We start from the raw sequence: 24,050 nt of genomic DNA on the forward strand, positions 1-24,050 counted from the left end.
CTCCGGGATCCATCGTAGAGTTCCGCACCCTACGATGGATCCCGGATCTCCGCTTCGCTCCGTCCGGGATGACGTGTGGTTGACATGACTCCGGCCGCCGCCCGACCGAATCGCGAAGTGAATCAGGATCGACCCATGTCCGAAAAAATTCCCGTCACGGTGCTCACCGGCTATCTCGGCGCCGGCAAGACCACGCTCCTCAACCGCATCCTCACCGAGGACCACGGCAAGAAGTTCGCCGTGATCGTCAACGAGTTCGGCGAGGCCGGCATCGATGGTGACCTCGTCGTCGGGGCCGACGAGGAAGTGTTCGAGATGAACAATGGTTGTATCTGCTGCACGGTGCGCGGCGATCTGATCCGCATTCTCGACGGGCTGATGAAGCGCAAGGGGAAGTTCGACGCGATCATCGTCGAGACCACCGGGCTCGCCGATCCCGCGCCGGTCGCCCAGACCTTCTTCGTCGACCAGGATGTCGGAGACGCCACCAAGCTCGATGCGGTCGTGACCGTAACCGACGCGAAATGGCTGAAGGACCGCCTCAAGGACGCGCCGGAGGCGAAGAACCAGATCGCCTTCGCCGACGTCATCATCCTCAACAAGACCGATCTCGTCACCGAGGCGGAGCTGGCCGAGGTCGAAAGCGCGATCCGCGCGATCAACCCCTATGCCAAGCTGCACAAGACGACGCGCTGCGAACTGCCGATCGAGAATCTGCTCGACCGCAACGCCTTCGATCTCGACCGCATCCTCGACATCGAGCCGGATTTCCTCGAGGCCGGGCATCACCACCACCACGCGGACGATGTCCGCTCGATGTCCTTCACCATTCCCGGCGATGTCGACCCCGACAAGTTCATGCCGTGGATCAACGATCTCAGCCAGGCGCAGGGGCCGAACATCCTGCGCTCCAAGGGCATTCTCGCCTTCAAGGGCGAGCCGCGGCGCTTCGTCTTCCAGGGCGTGCACATGATCCTCGACGGCGATCTGCAGCGCGACTGGAAGCAAGGCGAAGCGCGCCAGTCGCGGCTGGTCTTCATCGGCCGCGATCTCGACGAGAAGGCCTTGCGCGAGGGATTTTTGGCCTGCGCAGCCTGAACACCTCCGTCATTCCGGGGCAGGCCGCAGGCCTGAGCCCGGAACCCAGAGCCGATGCCATATCCGGCGATGCTCGCAGACACCGAACCTTTGCGAACACCGCGATCGGTTCTGGGTTCCGGGCTCGCCGCTTCGCCGCGCCCCGGAATGACGGCGTCGCGCGCCTCAGTCTTCTTTGCTAAAGCCACTCCATGGACACCATCAGCAAACCCGTCTCGCTGCGCGAGCATGTCGTTCCCGTCGAAGCCGGCGAGCATGTCGTCGCCGTCGCCTGGCTTAAGCAGACCCTGGCGCTGGCGCTCGCCGACGGGCGCCTGCTGCGCTGGCGCGACGGCACGGTCGAGAGCCTCGCCGCGCATCGCGGTGGCATCCTCAGCGCCTGCTCGGATGGCGAGCGCCTGATCAGCGGCGGCGACGACGGCCGCATCGTGGCGACGGCCGCCGAAGGCGAGCCGACGGAGATCGCGGCCGATCCGAAGCGGCGTTGGGTCGATGCGGTGACGCTGTCGAGCTCTGGTAGCATCGCCTGGAATCTCGGGCGCTCGGTCCATGCCCGCGACGACAAGGGCAAGGTCAAGTCGCTCGACGTCGCCTCGACGCCGCAAGGCGTGGTCTTCGCGCCGAAGGGCTACCGGCTCGCCATCGCCCAGATGAACGGGGTATCGCTCTGGTATCCGAACACCGAGGCGAAGCCGGAATTCCTGGAATGGAAGGGCTCGCATCTCGACATCACCTGGTCGCCGGACGGGCGCTTCGTCGTCACCTCGATGCAGGAGAACGCCCTGCATGGCTGGCGGCTCGGCGAGAAGCCGACGCATATGCGGATGACCGGCTACCCGGCGAAGCCGCGGTCGCTGTCCTGGTCGCATGACGGGCTCTGGCTCGCCTCGAGCGGGGCGGATGCGGCGATCGTCTGGCCCTTCCAGGGCGAGGGGCCGACCGGCAAGGCGCCGCGCGAATGCGGCGCCCGCCATGCCAAGGTGACCCGTGTCGCCTTCCATCCCAAGGCGCTGGTGCTCGCGGTCGGCTATGATGATGGCTGCATCCTGATGATCCGCCTGGTCGACGGCTCGGAGCTGCTGGTCCGCGCGGCGCAGCGCGGCAGCGGCATCACCGCCTTCGCCTGGGACAAGCTCGGCAAGAAGCTCGCCTTCGGCGCCGAGGACGGGGCGGCCGGCGTCCTGACCCTGCCGGGCTGAGCGCGATGCGCTTCGGCCTGTTCGGCAGGGGCAAGCGCGAGGCGGGCGAGGCCGATGCCGCGGCCTCGGTGAAGCGGCAGGTGCGGGCGCTGCTCGCCCTGCCGGAGAATGCAGTGATCGCCGTCAACGAGATCCTCTGCGCCGATCCGGCCTGCCCGGGCACTGAGACGGTGATCCTGGTGATGAAACCCGGCGAGAAGACCAGAGCCTACAAGGTGCAGAGCGCCCTGGCCGAGCTGACGCCGGAGGCCTTGGCGGCGGCTTTGGCCGTCTGACCCAATTCACCGCCGCCATGGCTTGTCAGGAGTGCCTGGCGCAGCGCCTTAACCTTCGCACGCCGCCTCGCTAGTTTGCGGCAAATGGCGACGCGACCCCGCAAGATTCCCGAACTCGGCAAGGCTCAGGCCCGCAGCATCTGGCTAACGGCCCAGAAGCTCGACATCCGTGAGCCCTTCGGCGCCGGCCCCGCCGCCACCTCGGCGGCGGTCGCCCATCTCGGCTATGTCCAGATCGACACGATCAACGTGATCGAGCGCTGCCATCACCACATCCTGTACAGCCGCATCCCCTCCTATCGGCGGGCCGATCTCGTGCAGGCCCAGTCGGCCGACAAGGCGGTGTTCGAATACTGGACGCATGCGCTGTCCTATGTGCCGTCGGCGGATATCCGCTATTTCCTGCCGGCGATGAAGGCACATCGGGCCGAGCCGAAGCGCTGGTCCTCGGTCGGGGGCGGGGAGGAGGCCCGCAAGCTGCTCGCCCGCATCCGCAAGGAGGGCGCGCTCACCATCCGCGACATCGACACCGACGTGCTCGTCGAGAAGACCCATCTCTGGGCGAGCAAGAAGCCCTCGAAAGGGCTGCTCGAACGGGCCTTCTACGATGGCGAGCTCGTCATCTCGGTCCGCTCCGGCATGCTCAAGACCTATGAGCTGATGGACCGGCATTTCGGCTGGGAGAAGCGGCCGGCGCCTGCCTCCGAGCGACAGGTCGTCGCCTACAAACTCGACCGCGCCTTGCGCGCGCAGGGTGTCGTCAGCCTCGATTCAATCTGCCATCTCGATGCGCCGAGCAAGAAGGCCGTGGCCGAGCTGATCGCCGCCAGGGTGAAGCGCAGGCAATTGGTCGAGGTCACGATCGAGGGCGCCTCGACCTCGCCGCATTGGGCGGCGCCGGAGATGCTGGAGCCGGCCGCGCCTGGAGGTGAAGAACTCGTCCACATCCTGTCGCCCTTCGACCCGCTGATTATCCAGCGCAAGCGGCTGAAGCTGTTCTTCGGCTATGAGCATCTGTTCGAGGCCTATCTGCCGAAGGAGAAGCGCGTCTTCGGCTATTTCGGCCTGCCGGTTCTGGCGGGAGACCGGATCGTCGCCGTCGCCGACCTCAAGACCGACCGGGCCGGACGCAAGCTGCTGATCCAGCAATGGACCTGGCTGGAACCGGCGCCCTCGGCGGAGCTGCGCCGGCGGGTCGACGCCGAGATGGAGCGTTTCGAGCGTTTCCAGCTCGGCTAGACCCGTCGGTGGCCGGGCTCAGTTCGGCCTCGGCCAGCGGAAATCGTCGGCGCGGCCCGGCTTCGGCTCGGGCGCGACGCCGTCTCCGAAGACGCGGTCGAGCTGGGTTGCGGTATCGCCGCGGCCGCGCGCATCCTGGATCGAGGCCAGGAGCGCGGATTCTCCGGCTGCCGGCGCTGCGCCGGTCAAGGGCAGGATCGGACCGGCGAGCGGCCTGACCGGAAGGACAGGGACGAGGGAAATATCCTCCGTCCGGCCGCTGACCATCCGGTCGATCAGCCGTTCGATCGCGTCGGTCTGCTGCTCGGCGGCCGCCGCTGCGCCGGCGCTCGCTTCGGCGGGCAGGGCGATGACGTTCTCGCTCGGCGTGCGGTCGAGGATGCGGCGGATCAGGACATCGACGAAATGGGCGGCCTTGCGGGCGCCCGCCTTGGTGAAGTGCACGCCGTCGCCGAGGCGCAATCTCGTGGTCTGGCCGTCCACGTCCGGGCCCGTCGCGCTGTAGCGGTTCTCGGCGTCGAGATAGGGGGTCCAGAGATCGACGAACTGCCCGCCGGACGCCTCGACGCCCTTGCGGAAGAGGTCGTTCAGCACGGTGAGGTCGGTCGAAAGCCTGGTGTTCTGCATCGGCGGGGCGCCGGCCCAGATCAGCGGTATGCGCCGCGCCGCGAAGGCTGCCGTCACCGCCTCGATACGGGAGCGGTAGATCTGCAGCCAGCGCTCGCTCAGCGGTTCAAGCGTGACCTCGCCCTCGCGGATCGCCTGGCGATCGTTCGGTCCCAGCGAGATCACGCCGACCATGATCTTGGGATCGGCGGCGAGCAGCTCCACCACCGCCTTCGGCCAATCGTAGAAATCGGTGCGGACCAGGCCGCTATCGGCCTTGGCCTTGCGCTGAACCGCGACATCGGCCCGGTCGTTCAGGCTGTCGGCGAGGCCGATGGCGATCTGGTCGGCGAGCGTGTCGCCGACGACGAGGACATGGTGGTTGACGTCGACCTTGGGGATGACCGGATCGTCGCGGACCATCTGGGGCGGCCGGCGCCGGGTCTGCTGCGGCGCCGGCCGGCTACGCTGCCGCGGCTGGACTGCTGGTCGCTCGGGGACCTGCCAGAACAGGTTGAAAAGACTGCGGCGCTGCGGCTCGCCCTGGGCGAAGGTCGAGGGGCCGCCGGTGAGCAGCAGGAGCGCGGAGGCCGCGAGGGCCATGGCGAAGGAGCGTAAGCGCATCGCTCGGCTACCCGGCGTCGGTCAGTCCGACCACCTCTTCTCTATAGCTGAAACCGGGCCGAAAGTCAGCGCGCGGCCTTCATCCGCGCCAGCAGTGCCGGCGTCGGCCAACCATCGGCGAGCAGGCCGGCGCGCTGCTGGTACTGGCGCACGGCGTCGCGGGTGCCGGTGCCGATGCGGCCATCGGCGTCATGCGAATAGAGGCCGAGGCGCTTCAGCCGGTGCTGGAGATCGGTGACGCCTTTCATGTCGAGGCGCGGCGCCTTGACCGGCCATTCGCCCTGCAGGGCCGGGCGGCCGACGATCCGGTCGCCGAGATGGCCGACCGCGAGCGCATAGGCGTCGGAGGAATTGTACTTCTTGATGACGTCGAAATTCGCGGTCAGCAGCAAAGCCGGGCCGGTATGCCCGGCCGGATAGAACAGCCGCGCCTCGCCGGAGGAGGGGAGCGAACCGCCATCGGCGCGGCGCAAGCCGGCCGAGCGGAAGCTCGCGAAGCCGGCGCGGTAGAGATTGTGGTCGAAGCCCTCGGGCACCACGACCTCGATGCCCCAGGGCAGGCCGGGCACCCAACCGAAGCTCTTCAGATAGTTGGCGGTCGAGGCGATGGCGTCGCCGGTCGAGGTCCAGATGTCGGCATGGCCGTCGCCGGTCTGGTCGACGGCGTATTTCATGTAGCTCGACGGCATGAACTGGGTGTGGCCCATGGCACCGGCCCAGGAGCCGCGCAATTCGCCGCGCTCGGCATAGCCCTTCTCGATCAGCTCGAGCGCGGTCAGCAGCTCGTCGCGGAAGAAGTCGCCGCGATAGCGGATATTGGCGAGAGTCGCGAGCGAGCGGATGACGTCCTTGTCGCCCTTGAACGAGCCGTAATTGGTCTCCATGCCCCAGATGCCGAGGATGATCTCCTTGGGCACGCCATAGCGGGATTCTGCCTGGGCCAGCACCCCGGCATGGGCGGCGAGCATGTCGCGGCCGCGCGAGATGCGGGCGCCGCCGACGGCGCTGTTGAGATAGCTCCAGATCGGCGCGACGAATTCCGACTGCTTGCGGGTCAGCGCGACGATCGAGGGATCGGGCACGACGCCCTGGAAGGCGAGGTCGAAGGTCTTGCGCGAGATGCCGCGAGCCTGGGCCAGCGGCCAGAGGGTCTTCAGGAAGCCGTCGAAGCCGGCGCTCGTCGTCGGCCGCGGCGCAGGCTTCGGAGCCTGGGCGCGGGCCTGGTTGATCGAGCCCGTGGTCTGCGCGAGGGCGGGGCCGAAGCCGAGCATGGCGGCGAGGACGAAGGCGGAAAGGCGGCGCATGTCGGTTCCCTGGCACGGTCGCTGGACGGGCTTTCCCGACACAGCGCCTGAACGAGGTTAACCATGGGTTAATGCGGCGCCAAATGCCTTGCTGCAAGGCCCGTCTGCAGCGGAGCCCTCATCCTGATGACGTCGCTTCGCGGCTCCTCGGGATGAGGGTTGAGGGGACCGGGCCTCAGCTCGCATTGCGCTTGCGCAGGCTCTCCTCCCAGGCGAGCGCCTGGGTGACGATCTCGGTGAGATCGTCATGCTGCGGCCGCCAGCCGAGCTCGTTGCGGATCCGGTCCGCCTTGGCGATCAGCGAGGCCGGATCGCCGGCGCGACGTGGCGAGAGCTTGACCGGAAAGTCGACGCCCGAGACCTTCTTCACCACTCCGACCACGTCCTTCACCGAATAGCCGCGGCCATAGCCGCAGTTCAGCGTCAGGCTGTCACCGCCGGCGCGCAGATGATCGAGGGCCGCAAGATGGGCGCGGGCGAGGTCGGTGACGTGGATGTAGTCGCGCACGCAGGTGCCGTCGGGGGTCGGATAATCGGTGCCGAAGACCTCGAGCCCGGTACGCTGGCCGAGCGCGGCCTGGCTCGCGACCTTGATCAGATGGGTGGCACCGGCCGATGACTGGCCGGAGCGGCCCCTGGGATCGGCGCCGGCGACGTTGAAATAGCGCAGGGCGATATAGGACAGGCCATGGGCCTTCGCCGTGTCGGCGAGCATCCACTCGCTCATCAGCTTGGAGCGGCCATAGGGGTTGATCGGGTTGAGCGCGATCTCCTCGGGCACCGGCGAGACCGGCGGCTCGCCATAGACGGCGGCGGTCGAGGAGAAGATCACGTGCCTGACGCCGGCGCGCACCGCGCTTTCCAGCAGGGCGCGCGTCTTGACGGTGTTGTTGAGATAGTAGCCGAGCGGATCGGCGACCGAATCCGGCACCACGATCCTGGCGGCGAAATGGGCGATCTCGGTGATGCCGTGCTCGGCGACCACCCGCTCGACCAGCGCCTGGTCGCCCATGTCGCCCTGGACGAAGGTCGCCTCCGGCGGCACGGCCCACCAGAAGCCGGTCGAGAGATCGTCGAGCACCACGACCTTCTCGCCGCGGTCGAGCAGCTCCAGCACCATGTGGCTGCCGATATAGCCAGCACCGCCCGAAACCAGAATCGCCATCGTCGTCTCCCTGTCGCCCTTAGCCGTATCAAACGCGATTGTGCGCGGCTGGGCCAGTCCATCCAGCCGGCGCTCCCGGGCAAGGCGCGGGAAGCGGTACCTGCAAGAACGGTGCGGCCTGCCGGAGAATTTCATGTGAAGGCATTGACGTTCCGGCAAGGCCTGACTGCTATTCCGGTGTCGGGAGGCGGCCCGTCTTTCGCCAGAATTGGACGACAGCCTCCAGAAGCCGGCATTGAACGGGGCGAAGCCGGTTTCCCAGAAGCCCTCCGATCTAGCAGGCGCGCGCTGCCTGGCGCGCGAGATGGATGCGCATGAGCAAGAAGATCCGCAAGGCGGTGTTTCCGGTCGCAGGGCTGGGCACGCGTTTCCTTCCCGCCACCAAGGCGATCCCGAAGGAGATGCTGACCATCGTCGACCGGCCGGTGGTCCAGCACGTGGTCGACGAGGCGCGCGCGGCGGGCATCGAGCATTTCGTCTTCGTCACCGGCCGCAACAAGGGCGTGATCGAGGACCATTTCGACATGGCCTATGAGCTCGACGACACGCTCGCCAAGCGCGGCAAGGTCAAGGAGCTCGAGGCGCTGAAGCAGGACCTGCCGGCGGCCGGCGCGGCGAGCTTCACCCGTCAGCAGGGCCCGCTCGGCCTCGGCCATGCCGTCTGGTGCGCCCGCGACATCATCGGCGACGAGCCCTTCGCGCTGCTCCTGCCCGACATGCTGCACCATACCGGCGGCAAGGGCTGCCTCGCCGAGATGATCGAGGCCCATGCCGAGCATGGCGGTAACCATATCGCGGTCGCCCCGGTGCCCGACGACCAGACCCATCAATACGGGATCGTCGGCGTGCACGACGCCAAGGCCAAGGTCTCGCAGATCACCGGCATGGTCGAGAAGCCGCCCAAGGGCACGGCGCCGTCGAATCTGCACATCACCGGGCGCTATATCCTGCAGCCGACGATCTTCGACCTGCTGGCCAAGCAGGAGAAGGGTGCCGGCGGCGAGATCCAGCTCACCGATTCGATGATTGCCCTGGCGAAGCGCGAGAAATTCTTCGCGGTGCGCTTCGATGGCGACATCTACGATACCGGCTCGAAACTCGGCTTCCTCGCCGCCAATCTCGCCTATGCGCTGGACCGCGAGGATCTCGGCCCGCAATTGCGCGAGGAGATCGGGCGTCTGCTGAAGCGGTAAAGCCAAGTCCGGCCGTCATGCTCGGGCTTGGCCCGAGCATCTCTGGCAGGATGGTCTCGTTCTAGAATATCTCTATCGGCCTGAGCTTCCCGGGTTTGCGCCGCGCTTCACCCGGAAATGACGCGCCGTCAGAACTGCATTCTGAGCCCGACCAGCGAGACATTGGCGGTGTAGTCCGAGCCCTGCTGGGTCGAGTTCAGGCGCTCATGGGTGAAGCTGGCGCGGACCGAGAAGGTCCGGGTCAGCTTGTAGTCGAGCCGCGCGCCGATGGTGGAGAGATCCTCGCGCAGGCCTTGGCCTTCATAATCGGTGCGCTGGAAGGTGGTGAAGCCGGTGACGGTCAGATTCCGCCTGAGCGCATGCGCCACCTCAAGGCTGACGCGCCGCGCCGTGGTGCCGCTCGAGCCGGCGATGGTGGTGTCGCCGAGTTCCGCCGTGCCGCGCAGCGTCACGGTGGTCAGCGGCGTCGGGGTCCACAGAATCGCGGCGTCGCCGACCATGCCGCGCAGCTGCTTCAGGCGTGGATCCTGGTATTGGCGGTCCTGATAGCCGGCCGAGACTTCGCCTGTGAGCATGCGGCTGATCTCGAAGGTCGTGCCGAGGCGGGCGGTGTAGCCGTCTGAGGAGCGCATATATCCGCTCGAATCGACCTTCTGGTCGAACTGCCTGGTGTCGACCTCCCCCTGCACGAAGGGCCTGAAGCCCGGGGTCACCTCATAGGCGGCGCGCAGCCGCAGGCCGTATTGCGTCTGGTTGCGGTCGGCCTGGCTCAGCACCTGGCCGTTGGTCAATTCGGCGTTCTCGTAGTCCTGGCGGTCGATCGAGCCGCGCAGGGTGAGCTGCAGGCGGTTGATGTCGTGGGTGACGCCGGCCGAGGCGCCATAGGCCCAGGTGATCGGCCGGCCCTGCACGGAGGCGGTGAGATCGGGCGAGCCCGGGCGCTGCGTGTCGAGCATCAGGCGGGATTCGAGCAGGATGCGGGTGTCGCGCGTCGCGTCGAGGCGCAGTGACATGTTGCCCTGGGCATCGGGACGGGAGGCGTTGTCGTCGCGGAAATAATGGCTGTAGCCGCCGCGTAGCGTACCGGTCAGCTCATGCACGTTCCAATCGGACTGGATGCCGAGCTCGCCCTCGGTGCGGCTGAAGGCCGAGCCCTTGCTCGGGCCGGCGATGCGCGAGGGATTGCTGTCATAGCCGATCGAGCCGGTGAGGGCCGGGCGCAAGGTGATGGCGCCGAAACGCAGGCCGAGCGGGGCATAGGGATCCTCATCCGGGGCGCGGCGGCGCGGCGGAGGGGGGGGCGCGGCCGGCGCGGGCGGCAGCCCGGTGACGACCGGTTGCGGTGCGCGGATCTGGCGCTGGGTGACGCCGCGCAGCGATGGCGCCTGGACCGGCCGCGCGGCGCGCGGCGGCTGGCGCTGCGAGATCGCGCCTTGCTGGCGCTGCACCAGCGCGGCGGGGTCGCTGATCGCCTCGGGGGTGGCGGAGGTGGGGCCGGTACCGGTTTCGGCATTCTCCGGGGCACGCTGCTGTGCGACATATTGTGGCGTGCCGGTGCGCAGACCCGAGGCGCGCGCCCGAGGCGCCGGCTCGTCCTGCGTCTGCGCCAGGCCGGTTCGGGGCCAGGCCAGCAGTCCGGCCACGCCGCAACAGCTCGCGACGCCGGCCAGCCAGCAGATCTTGGCGAAACGGGTCACGGGCAGGCCGAGGCTCCGGCGTTAACGGGACAAGGCGCACCGGGATGGCGCGCATGGTTAACGGAGTTAGAACGAAGAGGGTTAATGCCGCGTCAACGCGAGCGGGCAGTGGTCACCCGGCACGTCGCCGTGCTAGATGCCGCGGCATGACCGCGACCATCGGCGCTTCCGCGCTCCGCACCATCGCCACCGAACGCGCCGGGCTCGACGCGCTCCACGCCGCCATCGGCAACGGGCTTTCCGCGCCCTTCGCCGCAGCCGTCGAGATGATCCGCACCGCTTCCGGCCGCGTCGTCGTCACCGGCATGGGCAAGTCCGGCCATGTCGGCCGCAAGATCGCGGCGACCATGGCCTCCACCGGCACGCCCGCGCATTTCGTCCATCCGGCCGAGGCGAGCCATGGCGATCTCGGCATGGTTCAGCCCGATGACGTGGTCGTGGCGCTGTCCTGGTCCGGCGAGGCGGCCGAGCTCTCGGCGATCGTCGCCTATACGCGCCGTTTCCGCGTCGGGCTGATCGCGATCACCGCCAATGCCGAGAGCGCGCTCGGGCGCGAGGCCGATATCGCGCTCGTCCTGCCCAAGGCGCAGGAAGCCTGCCCGAACGGGCTCGCGCCGACGACCTCGACGACCATGCAGATGGCGCTCGGCGACGCGCTCGCTGTCGCCCTGCTCGAGGCGCGCGGCTTCTCGCGCCAGGATTTCTACGTCTATCACCCCGGCGGCAAGCTCGGGGCGCAGCTCAAGACCGTCGCCAGCATCATGCATCAGGGCGAGCGCCTGCCGATCGTCGGTGCGAGCGCGGCGATGGCCGATGTGGTCGAGATGATCTCGGCCAAGAGTTTCGGTTGCGCCATCGTCATCGACCCCGACGGCAAGCTCGCCGGGGTCGTCACCGATGGCGACCTGCGCCGCAAGCTCGGCGGCGGCTGGGGCGGGCGGTTGGCGCGCGACGTGATGACGGCGAATCCGCGCCGGATCGCGCCGGATGCCCTGGCCGTCGAGGCGCTGGAAATGGTCAACCGGATGCGGGTGACGGCGCTGATCGTCGCGGATGCGCAAGAGCGCCCGGTCGGCCTCGTGCATGTGCACGACCTGCTGAATCTCGGCGTCGTCTGAGCGGGTTCGACGACGGCGAGGCGGCGGCCCGCGATCGCAGCGGGCCGCCGCGTCGTCTCCGTCTTCAGCCGCGCTCGTAGAGCAGGCGGGCGCGGATCGTGCCGTCGAGGCTGCGGATCTCCTCGATGATCTCGCGGGCGACCTCGCCGACCGGATCGGCCTCCATCACGACATAGCCGATCTCGCCATCGGTCTGGAAATTCTGGGCGGCGATGTTGATGTCGCGGCTGGCGAAGACGTCGTTGAGGCGCCGGAGCATGCCCGGCGCATTGCGCTGGACCTGGATGAAGCGGGTGCCGGCCGGACGTGTCGGCAGCTGGACCTGCGGGAAATTGACGGCGCCGACGGTCGAGCCGACATCGGAATAATCGACGAGCTTGCGTGCCACCTCGGCGCCGATGCGCTCCTGCGCCTCCTCTGTCGAGCCGCCGATATGCGGGGTCAGGATGACATTGGGCAGGCCCTGGAGCGGCGTGACGAAGCGGTCATTGTTCGAGGCCGGCTCCTTCGGGAAGACGTCGACCGCGGCGCCGGCGAGATGCCCGCTGCTCAGGGCCTCGGCGAGCGCCTCGAGATCGACCACCGTGCCGCGCGAATTGTTGATGAGATAGGCGCCCTTCCTCATCAGGGCGATCTCGGCGGCGCCGATCATGCCATGGGTCGCCGGCGTCTCCGGTACGTGCAGGGAGACGATGTCGCTGCCCGACAGCAGGGCGGCGAGGCTCTCGACCGGCTCGGTGTTGCCGTGGCGCAAACGGTCGGTGTGATCGTAATAGATCACCCGCATCCCCATCGCCTCGGCGATGTTCGAGAGCTGGCTGCCGATATTGCCGTAGCCGACGATGCCGAGCGTCTTGCCGCGGACCTCGAAGGCGCCGTTGGCCGATTTGTCCCAGCCGCCCTGATGGGCGGAACGCGAGCGGTCGGGGATCCGGCGCAGCAGCATGACGATCTCGCCGATGGTCAGCTCGGCGACGCTGCGGGTGTTCGAGAAGGGCGCGTTGAAGACCGGGATGCCGCGCAGCCGGGCGGCGTCGAGATCGACCTGGTTGGTGCCGACCGAGAAGCAGCCGACGGCGAAGAGCCGCTGCGCAGCCGCCAGCGCCGTGCCGGTGAGCTGGGTGCGCGAGCGGATACCGAGGATATGCGTCTTGGCGATCGCCTCGACGAGCTGGGCCTCGTCGAGCGCCTTGGGCAGCCTAGTCAGATTGGTGTAGCCGGCATTCTGCAGAATCGCGACGGCGGAGTCGTTGATGCCTTCCAGCAGCAGGACGCGGATGCGATCCTTCGGGAAGGACAGGCGGTCGATCTGTTCGGTCATGGCATGGTCGCAAAGCGAGGGGGGCGCTTGGCTATAGACCCGCGGCGACGCCTGACCAACGCTTTCTTGCGGATGTCAGGAGCCCGCCGCGTGCAGTGCAGACCCGCCACCGGTGCGTAGATGCTGTTGCGGCAGCAGGAAGGGCAGTCCGGTCGGCGGCAGACGGCTGAAGGCGAGGTCGACCCGGAAGACGCCGCGCAGCAGGGCATCGTCGAGAATGACGGCCGGAGCGCCTTGCGCGACGATCCTGCCCTCATGCATCACCAGCAGCTTGTCGGCATAGGTCACGGCGAGGTTGAGGTCGTGCAGCACGATCAGCACGGCTGCTCCTTGCGTCGCTATGGCGCGGGCGGCATCGAGCAGAGCGAGCTGGTGACAGAGGTCGAGGCTGGCGATCGGCTCGTCGAGGAAGAGGATCTGTCGCTCGGCGACCGAACGCCCGGCCTCGAGCTGGCAGAGCGCCCTGGCGAACTGCACGCGCTGCTGCTCGCCGCCGGAGAGCGTCTGGTATTGGCGGCCGGCGAGGCCGAGCACGCCGGCCGTTTCGAGCGCCTCGGCGACGATCTGCTCGCTGCGGCCGCGGGGTTGTGCCCGGCCGACGCCCTCGAGGCCGAGTCTCGCGACCTCGTAGACGCTGAAGGGGAAGGCGAGGCGCTGGTTCTGCGCCATCACGGCGCGCTGGCAGGCGAGCTTCCAGGCCGGCGCGCCGGCGAGCGGCGTGCCGTCGAGCCGGATTTCGCCCTGGGCCGGGGTCAGCTCGCCGGTCAGCAGCTTCAGCAGGGTCGATTTTCCGGCCCCGTTGGGGCCGACGATGATCGAGGTCGTGCCGGCATCGAGCTGCAGCGAGGCATTGCGCACCAAGTCGGTGCCGCGAACGCTGAAATGCAGGTCCCGGGCTTCGAGGATAGCCGCCATGATCGAGCTCCGGCCGTTCAGCTTTCGGCGATCCGGCCGCGGCGGAGCAGCAGCCAGAGGAAGAAGGGCGCGCCGATGAAGGCGGTGACGATGCCGATCGGCAGCTCGGCGGGTATGACGATCAGGCGGGCGACGATGTCGGCCCCGACGAGGAGCGCGGCGCCGCCGATCGCCGCAAGCGGCAGCAGCAGGCGGTGATCGGGGCCGATCAAGAGGCGGATCAGGTGCGGCACGACGATGCCGACGAAGCCGATCACCCCGGCGGCCGCGACGCTGGCGCCGACCGCGAGCGCGACCAGAAGCACGGCCAGCGCCTTGATGCGCTGCACGGGGATGCCGAGATGATAGGCCTCGGCCTCGCCGAGCATCAGTGCATTGAGCCCGCGCGCCAGGAAGGGCACGGCGATGAGCAGCGGCAGCACGATCGGCGCGACCACGGAGAGCTTGCTCCAGCTCGCTCCGCCGAGGCTGCCCATCGACCAGAAGGTGAGGTCGCGCAATTGCCGGTCGTCCGAGACATAGGCGAGCAAGCCGGTCAGGGAACCGGCGAGGGCGCCGAGCGCGACGCCGGCCAGCAGCATGGTCGCGACGGAGGTCCGCCCCTCGCGCGTCGCGATCAGATAGAGCGCCAGCGTCGAGACGAGGCCGCCGAAAAAGGCGCCGAAGGGCAATGCGGCGAAGGGCAGCTTCATCCCGAAACCGGCCAACAGCCGGTCGCCGAGCACGATCGTCGCCGCGGCGGCGAGACCGGCGCCGGCCGAGACGCCGACCAGGCCGGGATCGGCGAGCGGGTTGCGGAACAGGCCCTGCATCAGGGCGCCGGAGATGGCGAGGGCGGCCCCCACCAGCGCGCCGAGCAGCAGGCGCGGCATGCGGATATTGAGCACGACCAGGGCTTCGCGGCTGTCGAGCAGTTCGGCCGGGCCGCTTCCGAGGCGCGCCAGCAGGATCTCGGCGACGCGTCCGGGCGCTATGGCGAAGGCGCCGGCGCCGAGCGAAAGCAGCATGAGCAGCAGGCACAGGCCGAGCAGGGCGCCGCCGGCGACGAGATTGCGCTGCCGGCGGCTGGCGGTCAGCCGCGCCAGCGCAGCTGCGCCGGGCGCCGTGACTGGCTTCATGGCGAGGGTCATTTCGTCGCGGGGAGCTGGGCGATCTTGGCCTCCGGATAGAGGGCGGCCATCAGGTCGCGGGCGGCGTCAGGGGTGCGCGGCCCGAAGCCGAGCAGATAGAGCCCGTCCATGCGGATCAGGCTCTTCGCCTTGGCCGCCGGGGTCTGGGAGAAGGCCGGCATGGCGAAGAGCTCCTCGGGCGTCTGGGAGGGAGCGGCGCTGTGGCGCATCATCAGCACATGGTCCGGGGCGGCGGTGATGATCGCCTCGTCGGTCATCGGCTTGAAGCCCTCGACCGCCTCGGCGGCATTGACGCCGCCGGCGAGCGCGATGATGGCGTCGGCGCTGCTGTTGCGGCCGCCGACCATGGTGCGGCCGTTCTGCAAGGAGAGCACGAAGAGCACGCGCTTCTGCTTCGGCAGGCCGGCGCGCAGCTTGTCGAGCTCGGCAAAGCGCGTCCGGACGCCGGCGGCGAGCTGCCTTGCCGGTTCCTCGGCGCCGGCCGCCTTGCCGATGATCTCGATCTTCGAGACCACGGCCTCGGGCGTCAGCGCCTCGGGCACCGGCGCCATCGGCAGGCCGGCCTCGCGGACCAGCGCCAGAGCGTCGGGCGGGCCCGCGCCTTCGACCGCGATCACCAGCGAGGGCTTCAGCGAGAGCACGCCTTCGGCCGAGAGAGCCCGGACATAGCCGACATTCTTCTTCTCTTTCAGCGCCTCCGGCGGCCACAGGCTGGTGGTGTCGACGCCGACCACGCTGTCCTGCAGGCCGAGCGCGTAGAGCACTTCGGTGACGACGCCGCCGACCGCGACGATGCGCTGGGCGGATTGCGCCTGAGCGCTGGCGACGAAGCCGAAGCCCGTCTGCGCCATCCGGGTGGGCCAGGCTTGGCTGCCGGCGAGGCTGGAGGCGGCGAGAAGCGTCAACCCGATGGCGGCCGTGAGTTCCCGGCCGAGGCGCTTGGCCTTGATGCCGGCAAGGGGGGCGGTCGCGGGCGATGGCATGTATTGCATGGCTCGGTCTCGTCGGGTCCAACAGTGCGATGCCGCCAGGGTCCGGCGGCATCGTCTGTTTATGGTGATTCCAAAGTATAGGCTCTGTTTATAATCATTAAAAACTGTAATTACTGAGCCATTGTTGACGGTGATATTCAGTTTTACTAAGATGGGTCAAGTGTGGCGCGGCGCTTGCAGTGCTTCGACGCCTGCCGTCCTATCGTCCGTCTTTGTCCGTCAGCCTATCGAGGAAAACCCATGTTCATCGCCATGAATCGCTTCAAGGTCGTCAAGGGGGAGGAGGCGACGTTCGAGTCGATCTGGTCGTCGCGCAAGACGCGGCTCGACGAGATGAAGGGCTTCATCGCCTTCCATCTGCTCAAGGGGCCGGAGAAGGAGGATCACACCCTCTATTCCTCGCACACCACCTGGGCCTCGAAGGAGGATTTCACGGCCTGGACCAAGTCCGAGCAGTTCCGCGAATCGCATCGCAGTGCGGGCCAGCCGCGCCCGACGCCGATCTATCTCGGTCATCCCGAGTTCGAGGGCTTCGAGACCGTGCTGAGCGAGCGCAACCCGCATCTGCCGCGCCAGGCGGCGGAATAAGGGGGAGGGCGGACATGCCGATCTCGCAGGCGCTTGCTCCGGCAGGCCAGGAACCGCCGGTCACCGACCCTATGGAACGCGTCAGGCAGGCGCTCGCTGCCAAGCCGGACGGTGTCATCGAGGCGATCGCCCGCGAGGTCGGCGTGTCGACGCTCGCCGTGCTCGAGGCGGCGCCGGAAGAGCAGCGCCGCTTCATCCCGGCCGAGCGTTTCGAGGCGCTCTGGCTGGAGCTCTCCAGCTGGGGCACCGTGCTGTTCATCGTGCACACGCCGGACATCGTGCTCGAATGCGAGGGCTCGCTCCCGGTCGGCTCCTTCGGTCACGGCTATTACAACATCCATGGCGACAGCCCGATCGGCGGGCACATCAAGGCCGGCAATTGCACCAGGATCGCGCTGGTCGACCGGCAGTTCCATGGCCGGCGCTCCTGCTCGGTGCAGTTCTTCAACGGCGCCGGCGAGGCGATGTTCAAGGTCTTCGTCCGCCGCGACGAGCAACGCGCGCTGCTCGCCGACCAGGTCGCCCGCTTCGAAGCGCTGCAGCGCGACTTCGTCTGAGGCGATGGAGGTCACGGCGCTGGGCCGCGAAGAGGCGCCTGCCCTTGGGGTGGGTGCCTGACCAAGGGGCAGCGCTCGCCATCTTCTCGCCATGCCCGGTGCCCAGATGGAGCCCCTGCCGGTCTGCCGCGCGGGTTTCGTCAAGGATCTGTTAACCACGTGAGCGCACTGTCGAGGTTGCGGCACGGTATGCGCAGAGCGGCACAACGGCTCTCGCCCCGTTCTCGCAAGGCCGCCGAAAGACCCGGGAAGGCGGCGGGGACCACCCCCGAAATCCCGACAGAGGCGCTTGGAATGGCTGCGCAGGCGACTTTGGAGCGAGCTCTGGCGCCCTTGTCGGCAGTGCGCCCCGAGCTGGCTCAGGGCGCGCTGCGCTCGCTGCGCCCGGGCGGCGGCATCGCCGCCGGAATCCTGCTGGCGCTGCGCTATGTCCAGGCGCGCTTCCTCTCCGTCTGGGGGCTGCTGATCGCAGCGCTGCTCTGCCCGCCCCAGGCCTTCGCCGAATTCGCGATCTACTCCGCTCTCGCCAATTTTCTCTCGATTGCGGCACTGCTCCGTTTCGAGACCGTGTTCTTCCAGAACAGCGACCCCGACCGGCTGGGACGGGCCTTCCGGCTTTCGGTCGTGACGGGCGTCGGCTTCCTCGCGCTGGTCGGGCTCGCGGCGATCGCGTCCTCGACGCTGGGCCTTGTTCTGGCCGGCCATGCAGCGCTCTTCGTGTTCTCGCTCGCGGGCCGGGCGGCGATCCGGTTGGCGACGGCCGAAGCCACGGCGGAGGGCGATTTCCGAGCGCTCGGCAATGCCGGCCTGCTTCAGGCCGTGATCCAGCCCGGCGCGATGCTGGCGCTGATCCTGCCCTTCGGCGCGTCCTCGCTGGCCCTCTTCGCCGCCGATGCGATCGGTCATGCCGTTTCGGCCGGCTATCTCGGCTGGCGCCGTCGCTTCGCTTTCCAGCGGCTGGCGCTGCAGGCCGAGTGGTCGGTGCGCGAGCTGCGGCGCTCGGTCCGGCAATGGAGCGCGGCGCCGCGCCTGCTGCTGCCTTCGGCCCTGCTCTCCTTCGGCTTCTCGGTCGCGCCGCTGCTTGCGCTGCCCTTCTCCTCCGATCCCGTCTTCGCCGCGCATGTCGCGCTGGCGATGCGCCTGCTCGATGTCCCGACGCAGATGTTCGGCGCGGTCACCCTGCCGCTGGTGATGAGCAGCCTGCGCAGCCGACAGGGGCCGGCGCGTCGGCGCTGGGCCCGGATCCTGACCGGCGGGCTGATCGTCGCCGCCTTCGCCCTGTTCGCAAGCGCGGCCGCTTTCGTGCTCCTCCTCGATCCCTGGCTCGAGGAGACGCAATGGCACGGCATCGGGACGGTGCTGTCGATCCTGACGCTGTTCTATGTCGGCATTGCGCTGGTCGCACCGCTGAACGAGATCGGGACGCTGTCGCGCGACCCGCAGCATCCGATGATGATCAATGCCGTCGCCCTGGTCGCGACGCTGGCGCTGATCGCCTGGTTCGGCAAATTGTCGCTGGCGATGCTGTGCGCGATCGGCGCGATGTCGCTGCTGCGGATGTGCGCCCATGCCTGTCTGACCTGGACGGGCTTCGGCGGCGGTGGAGCTGCCAAGGCGCTGCCGCAGGGCTCCCGGATCTGAGCAGCCGGCCCGGCTATTCGCGCCGGATCAGCCGGTCGGCGAGCAGCGAGGACAGGAAGCCCGGCCTGAACTCGCGTTCCAGGCGCTCGGGATCGTAGTGATTGGCGACCCAGTCGAGGAAGGCGATGCCCTTGGCTTCGCCTTCGCGCTCATAGGCCTCGAAGAAGGTGTCGAGGATGCCGGTCTTGGCGAAGCGGAAATGGCCGTAGCGGAAGGAGAGCGCGGCCATGGCCTCCTTCAGCGGGCGCTTTTCATGGACCAGCAGATAGAGCGCGGCGAAGAAGCCGGCCCGGTCGGCGCCGGACTTGCAGTGCACCAGTGCGGGCAGGGCAAGCTCGTCGAAGAATTGCGGTGCCGACAGGATGGTCTGGCGATCAGGGGCGCCGCGCGAGCGCAGCACGAAGTCGATCAGGGCGACGCCGTGGCGCTCGCAGGCCTCGCGCTGGAGCTGCCAGGAGCCGTGCTCGCGCCCGCCGCGCAGATTGACGATGGTGCGCACCCCCTGTCGGGCGAACCAGGCGATATCGCCTGGTGCCGGCTGTGCCGCACGCCAGAGCCGCGGCGTGACACGGTGGGCGTTGAGATAGGCGAGCCGGAAGATGCCATGGTCGACCAGCAGCATGTTGGCCCAGGCGCGCAGCCGGTCGACCCGGCCGCCGAGCGGGCGGTCCCAGCGCGCGATTCGTGCCATACGCCTGGCATAGCGGTCCTCGTCCCGCCGCAAGCGGTTCAGCATCTCGTCATGCTCTCTTCCATGCTGGCCCGATACCAGCGCCGGCGCTCGCGCGCAAATCCGGGCGAGCCGTGCCTACCGCAGGGCGGGGATGACGATTGGGCAGAAGGTCGGACTTGGCCTTTGCGGCGCGAGCCGGCATAAGGCGCGCCAGTATCGTCCATAGACAGGTCTCGTTCATGCGCCTCGACGCCATCTCCATCGGCAAGAATCCCCCCGACGAAGTCAATGTCGTGATCGAGGTCGCGATCGGCGGCGAACCGATCAAATACGAGATGGACAAAGAGGCCGGCACGCTCTTCGTCGACCGCTTCCTCTATACGCCGATGCGCTATCCCGGGAATTACGGCTTCATCCCGCACACGCTCTCCGAGGATGGCGATCCCTGCGACGTGCTGGTCGCCAATACCCGCCCGCTGGTGCCGGGATCCTACATCGCGGTCCGCCCGATCGGCGTGATGATGATGGAGGACGAGGGCGGCGGCGACGAGAAGATCATCGCCGTGCCGGTGCCGAAGCTGACCAGGCGCTACGAGAACGTCCACAACTACACGGACCTGCCGAAGATCACGCTCGACCAGATCCAGCACTTCTTCGAGCACTACAAGGATCTCGAGCCCGGCAAATGGGTGAAGTTCACCGGCTGGGGCGACGCCGCCAAGGCCAAGGAACTGATCCTCGAGGCGGTCGAGCGCGCGAAGAAGGCCAAGGCGAAGGCCTGAACTGCTTCGTCATTCTCGGGCGAAGCGAAGCGTGGGCCCGAGAATCTCTTGCGGGAGATGCTCGGGTCAGGCCCGAGCATGACGCGCGCTTGCCGTCAGCCCTCGTATTTCTCCAGGAAGGCTTCGACGCCGAGCGCCCGGAAGTCGGCGAGCGCGGCGCGTAAGCGCGCATGCTCCCAATCCCACCAGGCGAGCGCCTTGAGCCGCTCGGCGATCGCCTCCGGGAAGCGCCGGCGGATGATGCGGGCCGGGTTGCCGGCGACGATGCTGTAGTCCGGCACATCCTTGGTGACGATCGCGCCACCGGCGACCACCGCGCCCGTGCCGATGCTGCGGCCCGGCAGGACGATGGCGCCGTGGCCGATCCAGACATCGTGGCCGATCGTGACCGGGGTCGAGCGGCGCCAGGCGAAGAAGTCGGCATCGTCCTGCGCATCGTCGAAATAGGCGGATGAGCGATAGCTGAAATGCGACTGGCTCGCCCGCTGCATCGGGTGGTTGCCCGGGTTGATGCGGGTATGGGCGGCGATCGAGCAGAACTTGCCGATTGTCGTGTAAATGACATCCGCGTCGTTCACGACATAGGAGTAGTCGCCGAGGCTGGACTCGGCGAAGGCGGTGCGGGCGCCGATCTCGGTATAGCGGCCGAGCACCGCCTGCCGCACCCTGGCGGTGGGGTCGATCACCGGTTCAAGTCCGAGCTTCTTGGCCACCATGACGCATTCCTCTGCTGAAACGATGATCGCGGCGCCGGCCCTGGCCGGCGTGCTGGTGCTGGTGGTCGGCCCATCCGGGGCCGGCAAGGATGCGCTGATGGACGCTGCCCGCCGCGCGCTCGCCGAGGATCGGCGCTTCCGCTTCGCACGTCGCCTGATCACCCGTCCGGCGCTCGCCGGGGCGGAGGACCATGACAGCTGCGACGAAGCCGGTTTCGTGACCGCCCGGGCGCGCGGCGAGCTCGCCCTGAGCTGGGCCGCCCATGGCCTGGATTACGGCATCCCGGTGCGCGAGCTCGCCGGCCTCGCCATGGGGCAGGTGGTGATCGCAAACATCTCGCGCGGTGCGATCCGTGCGGCGGAGGCCCTGGCGGAGCGTGTCGTCGTGGTCGAGATCACCGCGCCGGCGGCCGTTCTGGCGAAGCGGCTCGCGGCGCGCGGGCGCGAGAGCGAGGCCGATATCGCGGCCCGGCTGTCCCGCGAGGCGCCGCTGACGACCGAGCGCGCCGAGCTGCGGCGGATCGTCAACGACCGGACGATCACCGAAGGCGCGGCCGATCTCCTGGATTTGCTGCGCGCCTCGGCCGAGCCAGTCTGACACGCCGCGGCTCGTGCTTCAGCCGAAAGGCAGGGCGTCGAGCAGGGTGAAGCGGCTGGCGCGATCGGCCTGCTTGAAGATCGCGATCCGGTCGAGCAGCACCTCGCCGGGCGGAACCGCCTGTGCATGCGCTGCGACGAGCGCCGTCTTGACGGGAGAGACGAGGTCCTGCGGCAAGGCGCCGGTCAGGGTCATGTGGAAGCGGAAGGCGTCGCCGACATAGGGGTAGCCGTAGGCCTCGAGATAGGCCCGGTGCGCCGGGGTCAGCGGGCTTTGCAGCCGCCGCGCCAGATCGGCCTGCGAGAGCGGCGCCCTGAAGGGCTCGAAGGCCTGGACGACATCGAAGGCGAGAGTCTGCAGCGCCTGGCTCGGCTCGGCCGGGGTCAGGGCGACGAAGTGGCCGAGCGCGTCGACGGCGAGCCCTTTGAGCCCGACCGGCGCGCGGCCGGCGACATAATTGCGGGCGAAGGCGCGCAGAGCCCCTTCACTGCGGCCGTCCGAGAGCTCGAACGGCGCCTTCAGCGTCGCATGGAAGCCATAGCGCCGCGGCTCGGCGGTGAGCGCCGGCCAGTCCAGCGCCTCGCAGCCCGGTGGCACCGCACCCGGCAGTTCGCCGCCGGTGGTGGCGTCATAGCCCAGGGTCGCACTGCCGAAGCGCCAGAGGGCGCTGTCGGCGGCAGGCGCGAAATAGATGGCGTAGCGCGGCGGGGTCGTGGTCAAAACGCGCGCTCGCCCTTCGACCAGACGGCGTTGAGCACCGGCGTCGCGCCGAGCGTCCGGAAGCGCAGCAGATCGGCGCGCAGACCGGGCTTGAGATGGCCGCGATCGCGGAGGCCGAGAATGTCGGCGACCTTCCAGGTGACCATGCCCATCGCTTCGGGCAGGGCGACGCCGTGGGCGGCGTGCAGCTTCAGCACGGCCTGGAGCAGGCTGGCGGGGACATAGTCGGAGGAGAGCCCGTCGAGCAGGCCCTTCTCCGCCAGCTCCGATACCGAGACGCCGCCGGAATGCGAGCCGCCGCGGACGACGTTGGGTGCCCCGGCGATGGTGGCGAGGCCACGCTGCTTGGCGGCCTGCGCCGCCTCGACCGTGGTCGGGAACTCCGAGATCACTGCGCCCGAGGCGATGCCGGCCTCGACATGCTCGACCGTGGTATCGTCATGGGTCGCGATCGGGATGCCGCGGGAGCGGAACATCTCGACCACGGCGCTCCAATTGCGGCTGACATTCTCGGCGCCTTCGCGCTGGCGGACGACGACATCCTCCTCGAATTCGGCCTCGGTCTTGCCGGTGCCGAGCGAATAGGTGCGCAGATGCTCGATATTGCGCCATTGCCGCTGGCCGGGCGTGTGGTCCATCAGCGAGACCAGCTGGACGAGCCCGTCGTCCTGATAGGGCTCGATGTCGCGCAAGAGGTCGGGGCTGGTCAGCTCGCAGCGCATATGGATGCGATGGTCGATGCGGAAGACGCCTTCGGCGGTGCCGAGCCGGAGCGCGTCCATGACATCGGCGAAGATGTCCTTGCGATAATCCTTGGCCGAGAAGGGCGTGCCGGCGCAGATCGCGTCGTAAACCGTGGTGACGCCGGACGCCGCCATCTGCGCGTCATGGACCAGCGCCGCAGCCAGCCCGTTCGGCCAGAAGACCTTGGGGCGCGGCATGAAGTGCTTTTCCATGTTGTCGGTGTGCATCTCGACGAGGCCGGGCGCGACATAGTCGCCCTGCACGTCGATCGCCGCCGGCAGCGAGGAACGGCCCTGGTCGACGGAGAGGATGCCGGTCTCGTCGAAGGCGATGCTGCCGTCGACGATCTCGTTCTCGAGGATCAGCCTGGCATTGGTAAGGATGGTGGTCATCAGGCGGCCTTCCGGAAATCGGTGATGTCGAGATAGCGGGTCGCCACAGCCTCTCGCACGGCCTCGTCATGGAAGATACCGACGATCGCCGAACCCTGCGCACGGGCTTCGGCGATCAGCTCTACCACGACATTGCGGTTGCCGGCGTCGAGCGAGGCGGTCGGCTCGTCGATCAGCATGATCGGCGAGGGGTCGACGAAGGAGCGGGCGATGTTGACGCGCTGCTGCTCGCCGCCGGAGAAGGTCGCGGGCGCGAGGTCCCAGAGCCGCGGCGGCAGGTTGAGCCGCGCCAGCATGGCCTTGGCGCGCTCGCTCGCCTCCTCGGCGCTGGCTCCGCGGGCGAGCAGGGGATCGCGAACGATGTCGAGCGCCGAGACGCGCGGGATCACCCGCAGGAACTGCGAGACGAAGCCGAGCGTGCGGCGGCGGATGTCGAGCACGGTGCGCGGCACGGCGGTGACGATGTCGATGGGCCGGCCGGCATGGGTGACGGCGATCCTGCCGGAGGTCGGGCGGTAATTGCCGTAGAGGATGCGCAGCAGGCTCGATTTGCCGGCGCCGGAAGCCCCGGCCAGGACCAGCGCCTCGCCGGCCGCGACCGAGAAGTTGACATTGTCGAACACGGGAAGGCGCACTCCGCCCTGATTGTGCAGGGTGAATTCCTTGGCGACGTTCTCGACCTGGATCATCGTGGTCATGGGATCAGTGCCTTGTGTCGGCGCGGTGACGAGGATGTGACGAAGCTCCCACCGTCATGCTCGCC

General features: G+C 68.4%; 24 protein-coding genes. 11 read left to right on the top strand and 13 right to left on the bottom strand.

Annotation, left to right across the window (positions count from 1 at the left end):
- Window positions 1–135: 135 nt before the first annotated feature.
- The 4 genes from J0J10_RS07330 (at window position 136) to J0J10_RS07345 (ending at window position 3,811) form a co-directional block, all read left to right on the top strand.
- Window positions 136–1,098 (top strand): CobW family GTP-binding protein, encoded by a 963-nt coding sequence (locus J0J10_RS07330; protein ID WP_291645901.1) that lies wholly within the window; start codon window positions 136–138, stop codon window positions 1,096–1,098.
- A gap of 191 nt (window positions 1,099–1,289) precedes the next feature.
- The gene (locus tag J0J10_RS07335; RefSeq protein WP_291645902.1) at window positions 1,290–2,297 is read left to right on the top strand and encodes a WD40 repeat domain-containing protein; all 1,008 of its coding nucleotides are present in this window, start codon (window positions 1,290–1,292) and stop codon (window positions 2,295–2,297) included.
- 5 nt (window positions 2,298–2,302) lie between these two features.
- Complete coding sequence (locus tag J0J10_RS07340) at window positions 2,303–2,572, top strand: hypothetical protein (protein WP_291645903.1); 270 nt, start codon at window positions 2,303–2,305, stop codon at window positions 2,570–2,572.
- Window positions 2,573–2,656: 84 nt separating this feature from the next.
- On the top strand, window positions 2,657–3,811 hold the full coding sequence (locus J0J10_RS07345; protein WP_291645904.1) for a winged helix-turn-helix domain-containing protein: 1,155 nt from the start codon (window positions 2,657–2,659) through the stop codon (window positions 3,809–3,811).
- A gap of 18 nt (window positions 3,812–3,829) precedes the next feature.
- On the opposite strand, the gene J0J10_RS07350 is transcribed toward J0J10_RS07345, so the two are convergent.
- The 3 genes from J0J10_RS07350 to galE form a co-directional block, all read right to left on the bottom strand.
- Entirely contained in the window at window positions 3,830–5,041 is a 1,212-nt protein-coding gene (locus J0J10_RS07350) for an SGNH/GDSL hydrolase family protein (protein WP_291645905.1), read from the bottom strand.
- Between the two features lie 65 nt (window positions 5,042–5,106).
- The gene (locus tag J0J10_RS07355) at window positions 5,107–6,345 is read right to left on the bottom strand and encodes a lytic murein transglycosylase (RefSeq protein ID WP_291645906.1); all 1,239 of its coding nucleotides are present in this window, start codon (window positions 6,343–6,345) and stop codon (window positions 5,107–5,109) included.
- A 175-nt stretch (window positions 6,346–6,520) separates the two neighbouring features.
- Complete coding sequence (gene galE / locus J0J10_RS07360) at window positions 6,521–7,510, bottom strand: UDP-glucose 4-epimerase GalE (RefSeq protein WP_291635604.1); 990 nt, start codon at window positions 7,508–7,510, stop codon at window positions 6,521–6,523.
- A 314-nt stretch (window positions 7,511–7,824) separates the two neighbouring features.
- Here galE and J0J10_RS07365 point away from each other — a divergent pair, with 314 nt between their 5' ends.
- Window positions 7,825–8,703, top strand: coding sequence for a UTP--glucose-1-phosphate uridylyltransferase (locus J0J10_RS07365; RefSeq protein WP_291645907.1), 879 nt, complete (start codon window positions 7,825–7,827; stop codon window positions 8,701–8,703).
- 128 nt (window positions 8,704–8,831) lie between these two features.
- Here the strand turns inward: J0J10_RS07365 and J0J10_RS07370 are convergent, their stop codons facing one another.
- Complete coding sequence (locus tag J0J10_RS07370) at window positions 8,832–10,400, bottom strand: outer membrane beta-barrel protein (protein WP_291645908.1); 1,569 nt, start codon at window positions 10,398–10,400, stop codon at window positions 8,832–8,834.
- 146 nt (window positions 10,401–10,546) lie between these two features.
- Between J0J10_RS07370 and J0J10_RS07375 the strand changes: the two genes are divergently transcribed.
- On the top strand, window positions 10,547–11,518 hold the full coding sequence (locus J0J10_RS07375; RefSeq protein WP_291645909.1) for a KpsF/GutQ family sugar-phosphate isomerase: 972 nt from the start codon (window positions 10,547–10,549) through the stop codon (window positions 11,516–11,518).
- 64 nt (window positions 11,519–11,582) lie between these two features.
- On the opposite strand, the gene serA is transcribed toward J0J10_RS07375, so the two are convergent.
- The 4 genes from serA to J0J10_RS07395 form a co-directional block, all read right to left on the bottom strand.
- Entirely contained in the window at window positions 11,583–12,839 is a 1,257-nt protein-coding gene (gene serA, locus J0J10_RS07380) for a phosphoglycerate dehydrogenase (protein ID WP_291645910.1), read from the bottom strand.
- A 75-nt stretch (window positions 12,840–12,914) separates the two neighbouring features.
- Window positions 12,915–13,754, bottom strand: coding sequence for a heme ABC transporter ATP-binding protein (locus tag J0J10_RS07385; protein WP_291645911.1), 840 nt, complete (start codon window positions 13,752–13,754; stop codon window positions 12,915–12,917).
- Between the two features lie 17 nt (window positions 13,755–13,771).
- Window positions 13,772–14,872 (bottom strand): FecCD family ABC transporter permease, encoded by a 1,101-nt coding sequence (locus J0J10_RS07390; protein WP_291645912.1) that lies wholly within the window; start codon window positions 14,870–14,872, stop codon window positions 13,772–13,774.
- A gap of 8 nt (window positions 14,873–14,880) precedes the next feature.
- Complete coding sequence (locus J0J10_RS07395; protein WP_291645913.1) at window positions 14,881–15,876, bottom strand: heme/hemin ABC transporter substrate-binding protein; 996 nt, start codon at window positions 15,874–15,876, stop codon at window positions 14,881–14,883.
- 240 nt (window positions 15,877–16,116) lie between these two features.
- On the opposite strand from J0J10_RS07395, the gene J0J10_RS07400 reads away from it, so the two are divergent.
- The 3 genes from J0J10_RS07400 to J0J10_RS07410 all read left to right on the top strand — a co-directional run bounded on the left by J0J10_RS07400 (window position 16,117) and on the right by J0J10_RS07410 (window position 18,662).
- Window positions 16,117–16,464, top strand: a complete 348-nt coding sequence (locus J0J10_RS07400; RefSeq protein WP_291635620.1) for an antibiotic biosynthesis monooxygenase family protein — start codon at window positions 16,117–16,119, stop codon at window positions 16,462–16,464.
- A 14-nt stretch (window positions 16,465–16,478) separates the two neighbouring features.
- Window positions 16,479–17,021: a heme utilization cystosolic carrier protein HutX gene (hutX, locus tag J0J10_RS07405; RefSeq protein WP_465247166.1), complete on the top strand. Its 543-nt coding sequence runs from the start codon at window positions 16,479–16,481 to the stop codon at window positions 17,019–17,021.
- Window positions 17,022–17,315: 294 nt separating this feature from the next.
- Window positions 17,316–18,662 carry a hypothetical protein gene (locus J0J10_RS07410; protein WP_291645914.1) on the top strand — a complete coding sequence of 449 codons (1,347 nt, stop codon included), beginning with the start codon at window positions 17,316–17,318 and terminating at the stop codon, window positions 18,660–18,662.
- A gap of 13 nt (window positions 18,663–18,675) precedes the next feature.
- Here the strand turns inward: J0J10_RS07410 and J0J10_RS07415 are convergent, their stop codons facing one another.
- Window positions 18,676–19,398 carry a fused DSP-PTPase phosphatase/NAD kinase-like protein gene (locus J0J10_RS07415; RefSeq protein ID WP_291635624.1) on the bottom strand — a complete coding sequence of 241 codons (723 nt, stop codon included), beginning with the start codon at window positions 19,396–19,398 and terminating at the stop codon, window positions 18,676–18,678.
- 176 nt (window positions 19,399–19,574) lie between these two features.
- On the opposite strand from J0J10_RS07415, the gene ppa reads away from it, so the two are divergent.
- Complete coding sequence (ppa, locus tag J0J10_RS07420; RefSeq protein ID WP_291645915.1) at window positions 19,575–20,117, top strand: inorganic diphosphatase; 543 nt, start codon at window positions 19,575–19,577, stop codon at window positions 20,115–20,117.
- Between the two features lie 95 nt (window positions 20,118–20,212).
- Here ppa and J0J10_RS07425 read toward each other — a convergent pair whose 3' ends face one another.
- A complete protein-coding gene (locus tag J0J10_RS07425) occupies window positions 20,213–20,833 on the bottom strand; it encodes an LbetaH domain-containing protein (protein WP_291635627.1) in 621 nt (206 codons plus the stop codon).
- On the opposite strand from J0J10_RS07425, the gene phnN reads away from it, so the two are divergent.
- Complete coding sequence (phnN, locus tag J0J10_RS07430; protein WP_291645916.1) at window positions 20,832–21,431, top strand: phosphonate metabolism protein/1,5-bisphosphokinase (PRPP-forming) PhnN; 600 nt, start codon at window positions 20,832–20,834, stop codon at window positions 21,429–21,431. The genes J0J10_RS07425 and phnN overlap by 2 nt on opposite strands.
- Before the next feature lie 18 nt (window positions 21,432–21,449).
- On the opposite strand, the gene J0J10_RS07435 is transcribed toward phnN, so the two are convergent.
- The 3 genes from J0J10_RS07435 to phnL are packed head-to-tail and all read right to left on the bottom strand — an operon-like array spanning window position 21,450 to window position 23,985.
- Complete coding sequence (locus tag J0J10_RS07435; protein ID WP_291645917.1) at window positions 21,450–22,151, bottom strand: DUF1045 domain-containing protein; 702 nt, start codon at window positions 22,149–22,151, stop codon at window positions 21,450–21,452.
- Window positions 22,148–23,287: an alpha-D-ribose 1-methylphosphonate 5-triphosphate diphosphatase gene (locus tag J0J10_RS07440; RefSeq protein WP_291645918.1), complete on the bottom strand. Its 1,140-nt coding sequence runs from the start codon at window positions 23,285–23,287 to the stop codon at window positions 22,148–22,150. The genes J0J10_RS07435 and J0J10_RS07440 overlap by 4 nt, the downstream gene beginning before the upstream one ends.
- Entirely contained in the window at window positions 23,287–23,985 is a 699-nt protein-coding gene (gene phnL, locus J0J10_RS07445; RefSeq protein WP_291635635.1) for a phosphonate C-P lyase system protein PhnL, read from the bottom strand. Before phnL ends, J0J10_RS07440 begins: the two co-directional genes overlap by 1 nt.
- Window positions 23,986–24,050: the final 65 nt, after the last annotated feature.

This window comes from Allobosea sp. (genome assembly GCF_017308075.1).
GTDB lineage: Bacteria > Pseudomonadota > Alphaproteobacteria > Rhizobiales > Beijerinckiaceae > Allobosea.